Source organism: Streptomyces sp. NBC_00012 (assembly GCF_045040875.1).
Lineage (GTDB): Bacteria > Actinomycetota > Actinomycetes > Streptomycetales > Streptomycetaceae > Streptomyces.
In genome coordinates, this window is record NZ_CP108309.1 from 4,750,488 (window position 1) to 4,764,371 (window position 13,884).

Sequence of the window (13,884 nt, forward strand, 5' to 3'; positions counted from 1 at the left end):
GACGCCCGGCCGGCCCCGCGAACGGGACCGGCCGGGCGTCGACCGAAACGGAAGGGCCGGTCAGAAGCTCGGGAAGCCGATGGGCGAGGAGGTCTGGCCCGGGATGTAGTCGAAGTTCGGCGTGAGCGTGCCGAGCAGGCTGCCGACGCGCGGACCTGGACGGCCCGTCACCTGGGCGAACATCGCCGACGCCTCGGCGGTGATGCGGAACGGCACCTTCTCCAGCCGGAAGCCCGTGGGGCTCGGGCGGGCGCCGAGCAGGGCCTCGGCGGGGGTCGTGTCCGCGATCATCAGCTCGTCGGCGACCGGTACACCGTTCACCGCGACCCCGGCGGAGTAGCCCGGGGTCGGCATCACGCGGATGTACGTCGGCTTCAGCGTGATGGTCGTGTTCGAGGCGGCGTGACGGAAGGTGAGGCCACCGGGGTAGAAGATGCGGCCCCGGGAGTCGAGACCGTCACCCGCCGTCGAGCCGATCGGCATGGAGAAGCCCCGGCCGTCCGCGTCCATCTCGAACGGGCTGATGGCGTCCAGTGTGATGCCCTCGGTCCGCATCCAGCCCAGCAGTTCCGGGCTGAGCTCCACCTGGGCGTCTCCCCACGGGGAGATGTACGCGCCGGGGAACGGGTCGGCAGCCGCCGTGAGGGTGGCCGGGGCGGACGTCGAGTCGGCTGCTCCGGCCGATGCCAGGCCGAGCGGCATGGCAAGTGCGGCCACTGCGGCGAGGACGGTGAGACGGCGGATTGCGCGCATACTCATGGGGCCTTCCTGGTCTGTTACTGCGTGGGGGGCTTCCGGACCAGAACTGTCCGGGCCGCCCAACAGGTTGTATGGAAAGTCGAGTTGACCGATCGACGCAGAGGCGTCAGGGTTCTCGATCGCCCGTCGGGTATGTCCATGAATGCATACATGTGCGTTCGGCGAAACGATCTTTAGACCGCCCGGCGGAAAAGCTCCACGCGATTGGCGGCGAACGGCGCGCTGGGTTCGCGTCATGATCAACAGCGCACCAGTCTGGGCGGACTCCCCCACCGAGCACTGGAGCGTCGCATGTCCGCAACTGTCCGACAGCCACGCCGCTTTCCATCCGGCCGCCTCGCCGCACTGACCGCCGCCGCCGCACTGACCGCCGCGTCCCTGTGGGGGCCGCTGACCGGAAGCAGTGAGGCGGGCGGCCACATCGACGCTCCGTCATCCGTGCTGGACACGGCGGTGGACCTCACCGACGTCTACGCGTTCAGCAGCCCCGACAACCCGGACATGGTCACCCTCATTGCGAACGTCCGGCCGTTCGAGATGCCCGGGACCGCGCTCAACGCGCTGGTGGACTATCCGTTCGCCACAGGTGCGCGGTACGAGATCCACACGGACGCCGACGGTGACGGGGTGCCCGACACCACGTACCGCTGGACCTTCCGGGACGACGACCGCAGGCCCTTAGGGCTCGGGCCCAAGGTCGGTCCGGCGCCGGTGACTTCGCTGGACGACCGGTCGCTCGGGGTGCGTCAGAAGTACAACCTGGAGCGGGTCACGGCGGGCGGCGCCAGTCAGACGCTGCTGAGCGACGCGATCGCGGCACCCACCAACACTGGCCGGTTCCTGATGCCGGACTACGGCAAGCTGCGCTCGCAGGCGATCCGGAAGCTGCCGGGTGGCGGGCAGACCCTCGCGAGCCAGGTCGCGGACTCGTTCAAGGCGGACACCCAGGTCTTCGGCCTGTACACGGTCGGGACGCGGGGGCCCGTGCCCGGCTGGCTGCCGGACGCCCAGCCGCTGTCGGTGCTCAACGTGAACAGCCTGATCATCCAGGTGCCCAAGAGCGAGGTGGCGCTGAAGGGCGACCCGGCGCGCAACCCGGTGATCGGGGTGTGGGCGAGCGTCTCCCGGCCGGGGGCGGACCTGGGCCGCAGCCTGGCGAAGCAGGCCCCGACGTTCCGTCAGGTCTCGCGGCAGGGCACCCCGCACCTGGCGTTCACGGTGTACGGCTCCACCGTCGGCCTCTCCAGGCCGGGCGGGCCCGAGGACCGGTTCCAGGCACGGGCGCCGAAGGACGACCACCTGGAGAACGAGTTCCTGGCCGACACCCTCGACCCCGTACCGCCGCACCGCGTCCAGGCCGCCCAGGGGTACCCGGCACCGGCGACTCCGCGCACCGACATCCAGGCCCTGTTCCTGAAGGGCATCGGCGAGGACAACGGCTCGAAGTTCGGCTTCGACCTGAACACCCACACCATGAACGCGGACGCCGACCGCGGTCTCATCGTGATGGCCGAGGAACTCCGGCTGAACCTGACGACGCCGATCACCGCCGCGCCCCGCGCCATGGGCGTGCTCGACGGCGACCGGCAGGGCTTCCCCAACGGGCGCCGGCTCAACGACAACATCGACGGACCGCTGCTGCGGATGCTGGAGGGCGAGCCCGCCCAGCCGTCGCCGCCCGGACTGCTGCCGAAGCCGGTGGCCGCCCTGGAGGTCGCCGACGCGCAGAACACGTTCCCGTACCTCAACCTCCCGCACGCGGGCCCGTGAGGCGTCCGATCTCCGTGGCGGGCGCGGCGGTGGCCGTCGCCGGGTGCGTGGCGGGACTGCTGTACCTCGGTCCCGGCACGGACGACCACCCGGCGGCCGCCGCCCCGCAGGCCGGTGCGGTGCCCGACGCCGTGAGCCTCGCGGTCGCCACGGCCCGCAAGCGCACGGAGCGCTACCCGGACGACCCGACGGGCTGGTCGGGCCTGGCACGGGCGGAGGTCGAACAGGCCCGCGTCACGCTCGACGCGGGCCGGCTCGACGCGGCCGACGAGGCCCTGCGCCGCTCGCTGGCTCTCAAACGCGAGGACAACTACGCCGCCGTGACGGGCCAGGGGCTGGTGGCCAACGCCCGCCACGAGTTCGCGGACGGCCGGAAGTTCGGGCTGAGCGCCACCCGGATGGCGCCGGACCGGGCGGACGGCTACGCCGTACTGGCCGACGCGGAGATCCAGCTCGGCGACTACCCGGCGGCCCGGTCGGCCGTGCAGCGCCTGCTGGACATCGCTCCGGCCGGGGCCGCGTACAGCAGGGCGGCGTACGACCTGGAGACCGACGGCCGGCCGAAGGACGCCGCGATCGCGATCCAGCGGGCCGTGGACAGCGCGTCCACCGCCGAGGAACGCGCCTTCGCCGAGGCGAGGTCGGGGGACCTGGCGTGGTCCTCGGGCGCGGTGGACCGGGCTGAGCGGCACTACCGGCGGGCGGTGGACGCCGTTCCCGGCCACCCGTTCGGGGAGGCCGGGCTGGCCAGGGTGTACGCGGTGCGCGGTGACACGGCGAAGGCCCTGGAGACGTACCGGCGGCTGGTGGCGCGGACTCCGCTGCCGCAGTTCCTGGCGGAGGCCGTGGAGCTGGGCGGGGGCGGGGACCGGGTGCGGGGGGAGAAGGCGGCGCTGGACGCGCAGGTGTGGTTGCTGCGTGCCTCCGGCGGGCCGGTCGACCCGCATCTCGCCCTGTACGTGGCCGACCACGGTGACCCGCAGGTCGCGGTGGAGCTGATGCGCGGGGAGTGGAAGCGGGCCCGGAGCGTGATCGTGGCCGACGCGCTGGGCTGGGCGCTGCACCGCGCGGGGCGCGACGCGGAAGCCGTCGGCTACGCCCGGAAGGCTGCGCGGACGGGGTGGGGCAACGCGCTGTTCCGGTACCACCGGGGCGCGATCGAGCACTCGCTCGGGCTGCCCGACGGCGACCGCCACCTGCGGGAGGCACTGGCCCTGAACCCGCACTTCGCGCCGTACCACGCTCCGCTGGCCACCCGAATGCTGAAACAGAAGGCCCAGCAGAAGGCCCAGCAGAAGATCCAACAGAACTGAGTTCTCGCGTTGTTGACGAAGCGAATCAGCCGTGCGGTGCCCGCCGCGCTGCTTCTCTGCCTGACCACCGCACCGCAGGTCCATGCCCAACCGGCCCATCCGCTGGGGAATTTCAGCCTGAATCATTACGACGGGCTGCGGCTCGTGCCGGACGGGATCGAGGACACGGCTGTCGTCGACAGTGCGGAGATCCCCACCGCCCAGGACGAGGAGGCCACCGACCGGGACCGGGACGGGACGGTCTCGGCGGCGGAGGCCGCCACCCGCGCGGCGGCCCGGTGCGCGGAACTGGCCGGGCGGACCCGGGTCTCGGTGGACGGCGAGGCGCTCGACTGGCACCTCGGGCGCACCTCCCTGACGTACGGGAAAGGGGCGGCGGGCCTGCCCATCGCCCGGCTGACCTGCGCTTTGCGGGCCGGTGCCGATCTGTCCGGGCCCGCCGACGTGACGTTCGCCTCGGGGGCGGACGAGGCGCGGACGGGCTGGAAGGAGATCACCGCGGTCGGGAGCGGGGTCCGGCTGGTCGACTCCTCGGTGCCGGAGCGCAGTTCGAGCGATGCGCTGCGGAGCTACCCCGCGGGCGGGGACGGCGGCCGGTCGTCGGACGTGGTCGATGCCCGGATCCGTACGGAGCCGGGTGCGGCGGGTCCGGCGGGCGGGGCGGGTGCCGCCGGGTCCCGGCTGCCGGGCGTGGCCCCGGCCGTGGACCGGGGGGCGATTCTCTTCCCGGCGCTGGAGGACCGGCTCACCGGTCTGACGTCGGGCCGGGATCTGACGGTGCCGGTGGGCCTGCTCGCGATCCTGCTGACGATGCTCCTGGGGGCCGGGCACGCGGCGTTGCCGGGGCACGCGAAACTCGCCGTCGCCGCTTGCCTGGCACGGAAGGAGGGCGGCGTGCGGGCCGCGTTCGCGGTGGGTGCGACGGTGACGGTGACGCACACGGCGGGCGTGCTGGCGGTGGGGCTGGTGCTGACGGCGGGGGGCGGCTTCCTGGGGGAGCGGCTGCTGGGGTGGCTGGGGGCGGTGAGCGGGGCGGTGATCGTGGTGCTGGGGACGGGACTTGTGGTGACGGCGGTACGAGCACTGCGGACGGGCCACCCGACTCCGCACGGTCGCGGTCGCGGTCGCGGGCATGGGCATTCGCACGGGCATGGGCCTCACCACGAGCAGGGGCCTGATCACGGCCGTTCCCGCCGGACCGGGCTGCCCTCGCTGCTCGGGGTCGGTCTGGCGGGCGGGCTGGTGCCCAGCCCGTCCGCGCTGGTCGTCCTGCTGGGGGCCGTAGCGCTCAGCCGTACGTTCTTCGGAGTCCTGCTGGTCGTCGGCTACGGCGTCGGCATGGCGCTCACCCTCACCTCCGCCGGGCTGCTGCTGGCCGGCGGCGGCAACCGGCTCGCCGCCCTGGGCGAGCGGCGGCTGCCCGCCCTGCGGCGCTGCACCCCGTACGCGAGCGTCCTGACCGCGCTGGCCGTCATCGCGGTGGGAATCGGCCTCACGGTGCGCAGTCTGACCTGATCGTCCGGTTCGTCCAGTCGATCCGTTCAGCCGGTCCGGTCACCCGGTCCGGTCAGTCGTCCTTCGTGTACGTGAGCTGCTCGCCGTTGTCGATGTTCTCGCGGCGCAGCGAACCGTCCGGGAGCAGGGTGAGCCTGGTGGCCTTGCCCGCCGTGCAGGACGTCATGGGCTCGCCCACCGTGACCGTGGAGGGGCCGACCTCGACGGGGCCGCCCGCGGACGGCTCCGCGGTCAGTTCGGCCTGGAAGACGCAGTGGTAGGAGCCGCCGGTGTCGAGCGGGCCGTCCGCGGTGAGGGTGAGGACGCTCTGCCCGACCGTGCCCTGCTGGATGACGAGCTTCCGGGTGGAGTGGCCGGCCGCGCTCTCGAGGGAGCCCGACCAGCTGCCGAGGTACCCGGACGGGATGGGGCCGTCGCCGTTCTTCCGCTCGTCACCGGGGGAGGGGTCCGGTGCGGACGGGTCGTCGGTCGTGGCGGAGTCCGACGAGGTGTCCGTGGGGGAGGAGGAGCGGGTGGGGCCCGGTGTGGGGCCCACCGGCTTGCCGTTCATGAGCGCGTAGACGGATCCGCCCGCCCCTATCGCCACGAGCACCGCGACGACGACGAGCGCGATGGTCGAGCCCCTCCGGCGGCGGGCCGGTTCGGGGGCGGGCTGTTGCGGGGCGGTGGGGTAGCCGGGGCCGTACGGGGGCGTGCTGCCGAATCCGGGCTGCTGTTGCGGCTGTTGCTGGTGGTACGGCTGCTGCGGCGGGTATCCGTAGCCGGCTGGGGGTTGCTGGGGGCCGAAGCCCTGGCCGGGGTGCGGCGGGTAGCCGTACGCGGGCGAGGGCGTGGGTGTGGGTGTGGGAGCGGAGGCGGGTGTGGTGGGTGGGGTAGGGGCGTCGGCCGCCGTGGGGAAGGTGTGGGCGGGGCGGTCCGCGGGGTGTGTGGGCGGCGTGGGATCCGGTGCTGCTGACGCCGCTGACGCCGCTGACGCCGCTGACGCCGCTGACGCCGCGGGTGCTGCGGGTGCTGCCGGGGGCACTGCCTCTGCCGGGTTCTCCTCCGGGTCCTCGGAGTCCAGCAACTCCACCGCATGGCGGCCGAGTTGGGCTATCAGGGCGCCCGGGAGCCAGGGTTCCGCCGTGTCTCCGCCGGCCAGGCGCTCCAGGATCGCGTCCGTCGTCGGGCGGGCGGCCGGGTCCTTGCGCAGGCAGTCCCGGACCAGCTCGACGAGGTCCACGGGGACGCCGGTCAGGTCCGGTTCCTCCTGCGCGATCCGGAACATCTGCGCGTGCGGGTTGCTGTCGGACGGCCCGAACGGAAGCCGGCCGGTCGAGGCGTACGCCAGTACCGAGCCGAGACAGAACACGTCGCACGCCGGGGTCACCCGCTCGCCCCGTATCTGCTCGGGCGACATGAAACCGGGTGATCCGACCAGGGCCCCGGTACGGGTGACGGCGCCGTCGACGACGGTGTCGAGTGCCCGGGCTATGCCGAAGTCGATGACGCGCGGCCCGTCGATCGTCAGCAGGATGTTGGAGGGCTTGAGGTCGCGGTGGACGATCCCGGCGGCGTGGATGTCCTGGAGGGCATGGGCGAGACCGGCCCCCAGGATGTGGACCGAACGCTCGGGCAGGGGACCGTATGCACCCGAGGTGGCCCCCTGGGGGGTGCGCGAGCGGCCGGTGACGGTGGCATGCAGGGAGGGGCCGGCGACGTAACCGGTGGCGACCCAGGGCACGGCGGCCTCGGTGTCGGCGTCCAGCACGGGGGCGGTCCAGGCGGATCCGACCTGGCGGGCGGCCCGTACCTCGTGGCGGAAGCGGTCGCGGAACTCCTGCTCCTCGGCGAGTTCGCCCCGTACCAGCTTGATCGCTACGGTGCGGCCGCGGTCGGACCGGGCCAGATAGACCTGGCCCATGCCGCCGGCGCCGAGACGGCCCAGCAGCCGGTACGCGCCGATGGCACGCGGATCCTGTGGCGTCAGGCTCTGCATGGCGCTGAACGTCCTTCCCCCGGGTTCGAACTGAGCGATGCCTGGCGTGGCTCGCTCGATCATAGGGATCCACGCAGCGCGTGGCCGGGCCGGTTGCGTGCTGTGGTCCCCGTTCCGCCCCGGTCCCGCATGCCGGCGACCCGACACCCTGCCCAGCAGAGTGCCTCACGCCATACAAGGTGGCCATGTCGGCCCGCTCCCGGCACGGCCTACGCTCGCCGCATGACCCCTCATGCCCCTCATGCCCCGCATGTCGACCCCGCTGCCGGTGCGGCCGTGAAGGCCGCCGACCGCGCGCACGTGTTCCACTCCTGGTCCGCCCAGGGCCTGATCGACCCGCTCGCCGTCGCCGGCGCCGAGGGGGCGTACTTCTGGGACTACGACGGCAACCGCTACCTGGACTTCACCAGCGGCCTCGTCTACACCAACATCGGCTACCAGCACCCCACCGTCGTCGCCGCGATCCAGGAGCAGGCGGGCAAGCTCGCCACCTTCGCCCCCGCGTTCGCGATCGAGGCGCGCTCCGAGGCCGCACGCCTCATCGCCGAGCGCACCCCGGGTGACCTGGACAAGATCTTCTTCACCAACGGCGGTGCCGAGGCCGTCGAGAACGCCGTCCGGATGGCCCGGCTGCACACCGGCCGTTCGAAGGTGCTCTCCGCCTACCGCTCGTACCACGGCGCCACCTCCACCGCGATCAACCTGACCGGTGACCCGCGCCGCTGGCCGTCGGACAACGGCTCGGCGGGCGTCGTCCGCTTCTGGGCGCCGTTCCTCTACCGCTCGCCGTTCCACGCCGAGACCGAGGCCGAGGAGTGTGCCCGCGCGCTCCAGCACCTGGAGGACACCCTCGCCTACGAGGGCCCCGGCAACATCGCCGCGATCATCCTGGAGACGATCCCCGGCACGGCGGGCATCATGACGCCGCCGCCCGGCTACCTCGCGGGCGTCCGCGAGATCTGCGACCGGTACGGCATCGTCTTCATCCTCGACGAGGTCATGGCCGGTTTCGGCCGCACCGGCAAGTGGTTCGCCGCCGACCACTTCGACGTGGTGCCGGACCTGATGACCTTCGCCAAGGGCGTCAACTCCGGTTACGTACCGCTCGGCGGCGTCGCGATCTCCGCCGAGATCGCCGCGACCTTCGAGACCCGCGCCTACCCCGGCGGACTCACGTACTCCGGTCACCCGCTGGCCTGCGCGGCCGCCGTCGCCACCATCCATGTGATGGAGGACGAGAAGGTCATCGAGAACGCCGCCCACATCGGCGAGACGGTCCTCGGCCCCGGCCTGCGCGAACTCGCCGAGCGCCACCCGTCGGTCGGCGAGGTCCGCGGCATCGGCGCGTTCTGGGCGCTGGACCTGGTCCGCAACAAGGAGACCCGCGAGCCGCTGGTCCCGTACAACGCGGCGGGCGAGGCGAACGCGCCGATGGCGGCCTTCGGCGCGGCGGCCAAGAAGAACGGCCTGTGGCCCTTCATCAACATGAACCGCACGCACGCCGTCCCGGCCTGCAACATCACCGAGGCCGAGGCCAAGGAGGGCCTCGCGGCTCTCGACGCGGCGCTGTCGGTCGCGGACGAGCACACAGCGTGACCCGTACCGCGGGCCGTGCGTTACGCGGCCCGCGGTACGACGCCCCTCCCCTGCCCGGATCCGGGCACAGCGGCCCTGGCTTAAGGTGACCGGAAACGAAGAACGGGGAGGGGCGCCATGGGCGCGAGCGGAGCTGTGACCCGCAGTACGCTGCGGCAGCAGATCGCGGACGCGCTGCGTGACGAAGTGCTTGCCGGACGTCTGCAACCGGGGCGGGAATTCACGGTCAAGCAGATCGCCGAGCAGTACGGCGTCTCCGCGACGCCGGTGCGGGAGGCGCTCTTCGACCTGTCCGCGCAGGGGCTGCTGGAATCGGACCAGCACCGGGGATTCCGGGTACGGGAATTCACCGTCGCCGACTACCGGGCGCTGGTCGAGGCCCGCAGTCTGGTCATCGACGGAGTCATCCGCGGCATCTTCTTCGGCCCGGGACTCTCGCCCACGCAGCTGGCGGTGTACCGGGACTGCCTGGTCTCGGTGCGCCGCAGGGCCCAGGAGGCCGCGCGGGCGGCGCTGGGCGGCGACCTCGACATCCTCATCGGCTACGACCTGCGGTTCTGGCGCGAGCTGGGCGCGCTGGTGGGCAACGCCTACATCAATGACTTCCTGCACCGACTGCGCGTCCAGGCCTGGGTGTTCGCGGTGCCGTACCTGCGCCATGACACGAGGGCCCGGGACTGGCTCTGGCACGGTCATCCGGACCTGGTCGCGGCGATCACCCTCGGCGACCACGACGCGGTGCGCGGGGTGATGGACGACTACAGCTCGCACGCGCTGAACTGGGCGGACCGGCTCGCGGCGGGAGAGCTCGAACATCCGGGGCGCGGCGGGCAGGAGCCGGTCGCGGGTACGCCGGAGCCGTAGGACCCGTCCCCGCTCCCCGCAGGCAACGGCCACTGTGCGCAACGCGCCCACCGCATTACGCTGGCACGACCATCCCGAACGTTCCACACGTTCCATGCGCACCCAAGGGGAGAGCGAGACTTCGTGGCCTGTGACCTGTGGCTGGTCCCCCTCGTCGATGTGCTGTGCCACAGCCCCGACAATCCGTTCGCCGAAGAGATAGCCGTCTACGACAAGGCGTTGGGCGAGGCCGGACTGCCGCCCGTCCCCGTGTACGCCTACATGCCGGGTCTGACGGGCGACGTCGCCCCGGTCGCGGGCTTCGACTACGACGCCCTGCACTTCCTGCGCCGCGCCTTCCTGCTCCAGCTCAGCGGCCTTGCCGTCACGCCGGTCGGCGAACTGGGCGGGGACTACGAGCAGTTGCTGGAGATGTTCGAGGCGTCGGCCCAGCAGTCCCACCTGGTCTGGCACTACGACCACGCCGGGGCATACGTCCCGCTGGACTTCGCCGCACCGCTCTCCAACGACGACCTGCTGGCGGGCGGCGGCCCGCTCGGCTCCGCGCACGGACTGCTGCGGGAGCTGCAGTACGTCGCCCCGTCCATCGGCATCGACCCGGCGAACCCGCCGGCCGCCCCGCTGCCGCCCGCCGCGCCGACCTCCCTGGAGGAACCGGCGGCGCCGATTCCGTACGACGACAGCCCGTTCGCCCGCGAGCGGCACGTCTGGCTGGGCCTGCACGCGGCGGCCACCCGCAGCCTCGCCCAAGGCTCCATGATCATCTTCAGCTGAGGCCGGTACGGCCCGGGACGGCGCTTCCCGGGCGGCGCTTCCCGGAGGGCGCTTCCCGGACGGCCGGGCACCGCCGGGGTCATCGCGAGGTCATCGCGGGTCTCCGGCGGGCGCCGGCGTGGTGGCTCCGGCTGTTGCGGTCGCGGTGGCTCCGGTGGGCGCCGGCCGCGGTGACTCCGGCAGCTGTCGCGGGCCTCCGGCGGTCATCGCGGTGACTCCGGCGGGCGCTGGCGCGGCATGTTCGGCCGGGTCATCGTCTGGAGCGGGAACCGCCCCGACAGCACGCCCTGATCCGGACGCCCGCCGTTCCCGGTGCCCGACGACAGCGCCTGCATCCCCATCGGCGCGGGCCCGGCCCGGAACTCCACCATCCAGTCCGCGGTCTCGGTCCGCACCAGCTCCGTGATGTCCTCCGAGAACCGCCGCAGCACCCCCAGGCACCGCTCGGCCGCCTCGCTGGCCGTCCCCTCGGTCGGGCCGAGCACCTCCCGTACGCACTCCGACGCCCAGTCGAACTGCAGCACCTGGAGGCGCCGCTGCACGGCCTGGGCGGTGGCGAGGTCCCTTATCCAGCCGGAGGTGAGGCCGAAGTACCGGTCGCACGCCATGCACGCGGCGCCCAGCAGCAGCGACAGATAGCCCCAGCCCGCCGCCTCGGGCAGCGCCCCGGTCAGATCGAGCAGCGGCAGCGCGGTCCCAGCGACCGCCCCGATCGCCGTGCCGATCCGCAGTGTCCTGGCCCCGCGGCGCTTGCGCACCCGGTCGTTGAGGTACCAGCCGGCGGTGCGCAGCGCGTCGGTCTCGACCCAGCGGTACAACTCGTCGAGGCGGTCGGAGGGTTCGCCCCAGTCGCCGGTCGGGAACGGCGTACCGATCAGATCCCCGCCCCGGCCGCCCCCGCCCCGGGTATCCCGGCCGTGTGCGCCGGAGTCCGAACCGGAGGAACCGGCCGAGCCGGCCGGACCGGGCTCGTTGCGGGGCGGCCCTTCGGGCTGCATCTCCGGCTGGCTCACCGGGTACTCCTCTGCATTCTGCGTAGCGACGCCTGAAGTGGCGATGTGTTCGACGGCGGGGTGCTCACTGCTCTCCGGCGTGGCCGACAGTCCCGCGTACGTAACCTTGCGTGACGACCGGTGCGCCTGTGTGACCTGATGCGCATGCCCTTCCTACCGCCGAATGGTGGGCCGTGGGGTAGAAAACGCGGTATGCCCGGGTGCGCGGAGGCTGTGATCAGGTATAGGAGGCTGGCAAGGGCTGCCTGAAACTCACTCGAAAGAGTTGCGCGCCAGTGAGTGGGGCGCGCTGCCCGGGGACCACGTAGGCTCGGCTTACCGAAACATTTTGTCGTCGAATTGCCAGGAGTGACCGTGATTCCCGGTGGTGGTCAGCCCAATATGCAGCAACTGCTGCAGCAGGCCCAGAAGATGCAGCAGGACCTCGCCGAGGCCCAGGAGGAACTGGCCAGGACCGAGGTCGAGGGCCAGGCGGGTGGTGGTCTCGTGAAGGCGACAGTGACCGGCTCCGGCGAGCTCCGCAATCTGGTGATCGACCCGAAGGCCGTCGACCCGGAGGACACCGAGACGCTCGCGGACCTCGTCGTCGCCGCGGTCCAGGCGGCGAACGAGAACGCGCAGCAGCTCCAGCAGCAGAAGCTGGGCCCGCTGGCCCAGGGCCTGGGCGGCATGCCCGGTCTCCCCTTCTGACCCGCTGAATCCTCCGGCGCAACTCATCACCGGTCTTAGCCGGTCATCACCGACAGGCAGCCGGCCGTCACCGACAGGCAGCACTGGTCGTCACCGACTGAACAGGAAAGGAAGGCGTTCCCGTTGTATGAAGGCGTGGTTCAGGACCTCATCGACGAGTTGGGCAGGCTGCCCGGCGTCGGTCCCAAGAGCGCGCAGCGGATCGCCTTCCATATCCTGCAGGCCGAGCCGACCGATGTGCGTCGCCTCGCCCATGCCCTCCTGGAGGTCAAGGACAAGGTCCGGTTCTGTTCGGTCTGCGGCAACGTCGCCCAGCAGGAGCAGTGCAACATCTGCCGGGACACGCGCCGGGACCCGTCGGTGATCTGCGTGGTCGAGGAGCCGAAGGACGTCGTCGCGATCGAGCGGACCCGTGAGTTCCGGGGCCGGTACCACGTGCTCGGCGGCGCGATCAGCCCGATCGAGGGCGTCGGCCCGGACGATCTGCGCATCCGTGAGCTGCTCGCCCGCCTCGCCGACGGTTCGATCACGGAGCTGATCCTGGCGACCGACCCCAACCTGGAGGGCGAGGCCACCGCGACGTACCTGGCGCGGATGGTCAAGCCGATGGGCCTGCGGGTCACCAGACTGGCCAGCGGCCTGCCGGTCGGCGGCGACCTGGAGTACGCGGACGAGGTCACCCTGGGTCGCGCCTTCGAGGGGAGGCGCCTGCTCGATGTGTGACGCCGTTATGTCTTCCGATGTTCTTCCCGTGACCGTTTCGAGGACCGTTCCCGCGACTCACGGCAGCTTTACGTTCAGCGACGCTATGTTCTACTCACCGTTCGCGACCGTGCCCACGGGAGGTCCCCTCGATGTCTGACGCCACGCTGAACTCCGTCACGCAGGACCCGGACGACTTCGCCGTCCAGATCGCCGACCAGATCAAGACGTTCATCGTCGCGGTCACCGAGGTGTCCAAGGCCGAGGAGCCCGAGGAGGCCGTCCCCGTCCTGCTGCTCCAGGTCTCCCAGCTCCTGCTGGCGGGCGGCCGGCTGGGCGCGTACGAGGACATCGTCCCCGACGAGCGCTACGAGCCGGACCTGGGCGCCGAGCCGGACGCCGACGGGCTGCGCGAGCGGTTCGCCGCCCTGCTGGAGCCGATCGACGTCTACTCCGAGGTCTTCGACCCGTACGAGCCCCGCAAGGCCCCGGTCCCGGCCCGGATCTCGGACGACCTGGCCGACCTGGTCACCGACCTGCGCCACGGCCTGGCCCACTACGAGGAGGACCGCACGACCGAGGCGCTGTGGTGGTGGCAGTTCTCCTACTTCTCCAACTGGGGCTCCACCGCCTCCGCCGCCCTGCGTGCCCTCCAGTCCCTGATCGCCCACATCCGCCTCAACCAGCCCCTCCAGGAGCTGGACGGCCTGGACACCGACACGGAGACCCTCGACGACGACCTCGCCGAGGAGGCCGGCCGGGTGATGGCCGAGGAGATCGCGGGACCGCTGGGGCTGCGGCCGGTGAAGTAGGGCGTTCGCCTCCCAGCCCCCGTCGCACCGCAGGTCGCCGTCGCGCATGAAGCCCAGTGGTGCGCCGTTGTCGGTGCGCGATACGCGCCGCAGCTCGT

The 13,884-nt window shown here is 72.1% G+C and carries 12 protein-coding genes; 9 read left to right on the top strand and 3 right to left on the bottom strand.

Annotation, left to right across the window (positions count from 1 at the left end; genetic code table 11):
* Positions 1-60: 60 nt before the first annotated feature.
* Positions 61-759 (bottom strand): hypothetical protein, encoded by a 699-nt coding sequence (locus tag OHA19_RS21905; protein WP_405714151.1) that lies wholly within the window; start codon positions 757-759, stop codon positions 61-63.
* A 291-nt stretch (positions 760-1,050) separates the two neighbouring features.
* Between OHA19_RS21905 and OHA19_RS21910 the strand changes: the two genes are divergently transcribed.
* Genes OHA19_RS21910 through OHA19_RS21920 form a run of 3 tightly spaced genes read left to right on the top strand, consistent with a single transcriptional unit; the run spans position 1,051 to position 5,357 of the window.
* Positions 1,051-2,529, top strand: a complete 1,479-nt coding sequence (locus OHA19_RS21910) for a DUF4331 domain-containing protein (protein WP_405714149.1) — start codon at positions 1,051-1,053, stop codon at positions 2,527-2,529.
* Entirely contained in the window at positions 2,526-3,842 is a 1,317-nt protein-coding gene (locus OHA19_RS21915; protein WP_405714147.1) for a tetratricopeptide repeat protein, read from the top strand. The genes OHA19_RS21910 and OHA19_RS21915 overlap by 4 nt, the downstream gene beginning before the upstream one ends.
* A 12-nt stretch (positions 3,843-3,854) precedes the next feature.
* Entirely contained in the window at positions 3,855-5,357 is a 1,503-nt protein-coding gene (locus tag OHA19_RS21920) for a nickel transporter (protein ID WP_405751239.1), read from the top strand.
* Positions 5,358-5,409: 52 nt separating this feature from the next.
* Here OHA19_RS21920 and OHA19_RS21925 read toward each other — a convergent pair whose 3' ends face one another.
* Complete coding sequence (locus OHA19_RS21925; RefSeq protein WP_405751242.1) at positions 5,410-7,335, bottom strand: serine/threonine-protein kinase; 1,926 nt, start codon at positions 7,333-7,335, stop codon at positions 5,410-5,412.
* Positions 7,336-7,557: 222 nt separating this feature from the next.
* On the opposite strand from OHA19_RS21925, the gene OHA19_RS21930 reads away from it, so the two are divergent.
* From OHA19_RS21930 to OHA19_RS21940, 3 genes are all read left to right on the top strand, one after another.
* Positions 7,558-8,931 (top strand): aspartate aminotransferase family protein, encoded by a 1,374-nt coding sequence (locus tag OHA19_RS21930; protein ID WP_405714141.1) that lies wholly within the window; start codon positions 7,558-7,560, stop codon positions 8,929-8,931.
* A 117-nt stretch (positions 8,932-9,048) separates the two neighbouring features.
* Complete coding sequence (locus OHA19_RS21935; protein ID WP_405751245.1) at positions 9,049-9,795, top strand: GntR family transcriptional regulator; 747 nt, start codon at positions 9,049-9,051, stop codon at positions 9,793-9,795.
* Between the two features lie 123 nt (positions 9,796-9,918).
* On the top strand, positions 9,919-10,569 hold the full coding sequence (locus tag OHA19_RS21940) for a hypothetical protein (RefSeq protein WP_405714138.1): 651 nt from the start codon (positions 9,919-9,921) through the stop codon (positions 10,567-10,569).
* 203 nt (positions 10,570-10,772) lie between these two features.
* On the opposite strand, the gene OHA19_RS21945 is transcribed toward OHA19_RS21940, so the two are convergent.
* Positions 10,773-11,567: an SLATT domain-containing protein gene (locus tag OHA19_RS21945; protein WP_405721616.1), complete on the bottom strand. Its 795-nt coding sequence runs from the start codon at positions 11,565-11,567 to the stop codon at positions 10,773-10,775.
* Positions 11,568-11,936: 369 nt separating this feature from the next.
* On the opposite strand from OHA19_RS21945, the gene OHA19_RS21950 reads away from it, so the two are divergent.
* The 3 genes from OHA19_RS21950 to OHA19_RS21960 all read left to right on the top strand — a co-directional run bounded on the left by OHA19_RS21950 (position 11,937) and on the right by OHA19_RS21960 (position 13,786).
* Positions 11,937-12,272: a YbaB/EbfC family nucleoid-associated protein gene (locus OHA19_RS21950; RefSeq protein ID WP_405721613.1), complete on the top strand. Its 336-nt coding sequence runs from the start codon at positions 11,937-11,939 to the stop codon at positions 12,270-12,272.
* Positions 12,273-12,395: 123 nt separating this feature from the next.
* Entirely contained in the window at positions 12,396-12,995 is a 600-nt protein-coding gene (gene recR, locus OHA19_RS21955; RefSeq protein WP_124719582.1) for a recombination mediator RecR, read from the top strand.
* A gap of 131 nt (positions 12,996-13,126) precedes the next feature.
* Positions 13,127-13,786: a DUF5063 domain-containing protein gene (locus OHA19_RS21960; RefSeq protein WP_405751248.1), complete on the top strand. Its 660-nt coding sequence runs from the start codon at positions 13,127-13,129 to the stop codon at positions 13,784-13,786.
* Positions 13,787-13,884 lie beyond the last annotated feature (98 nt).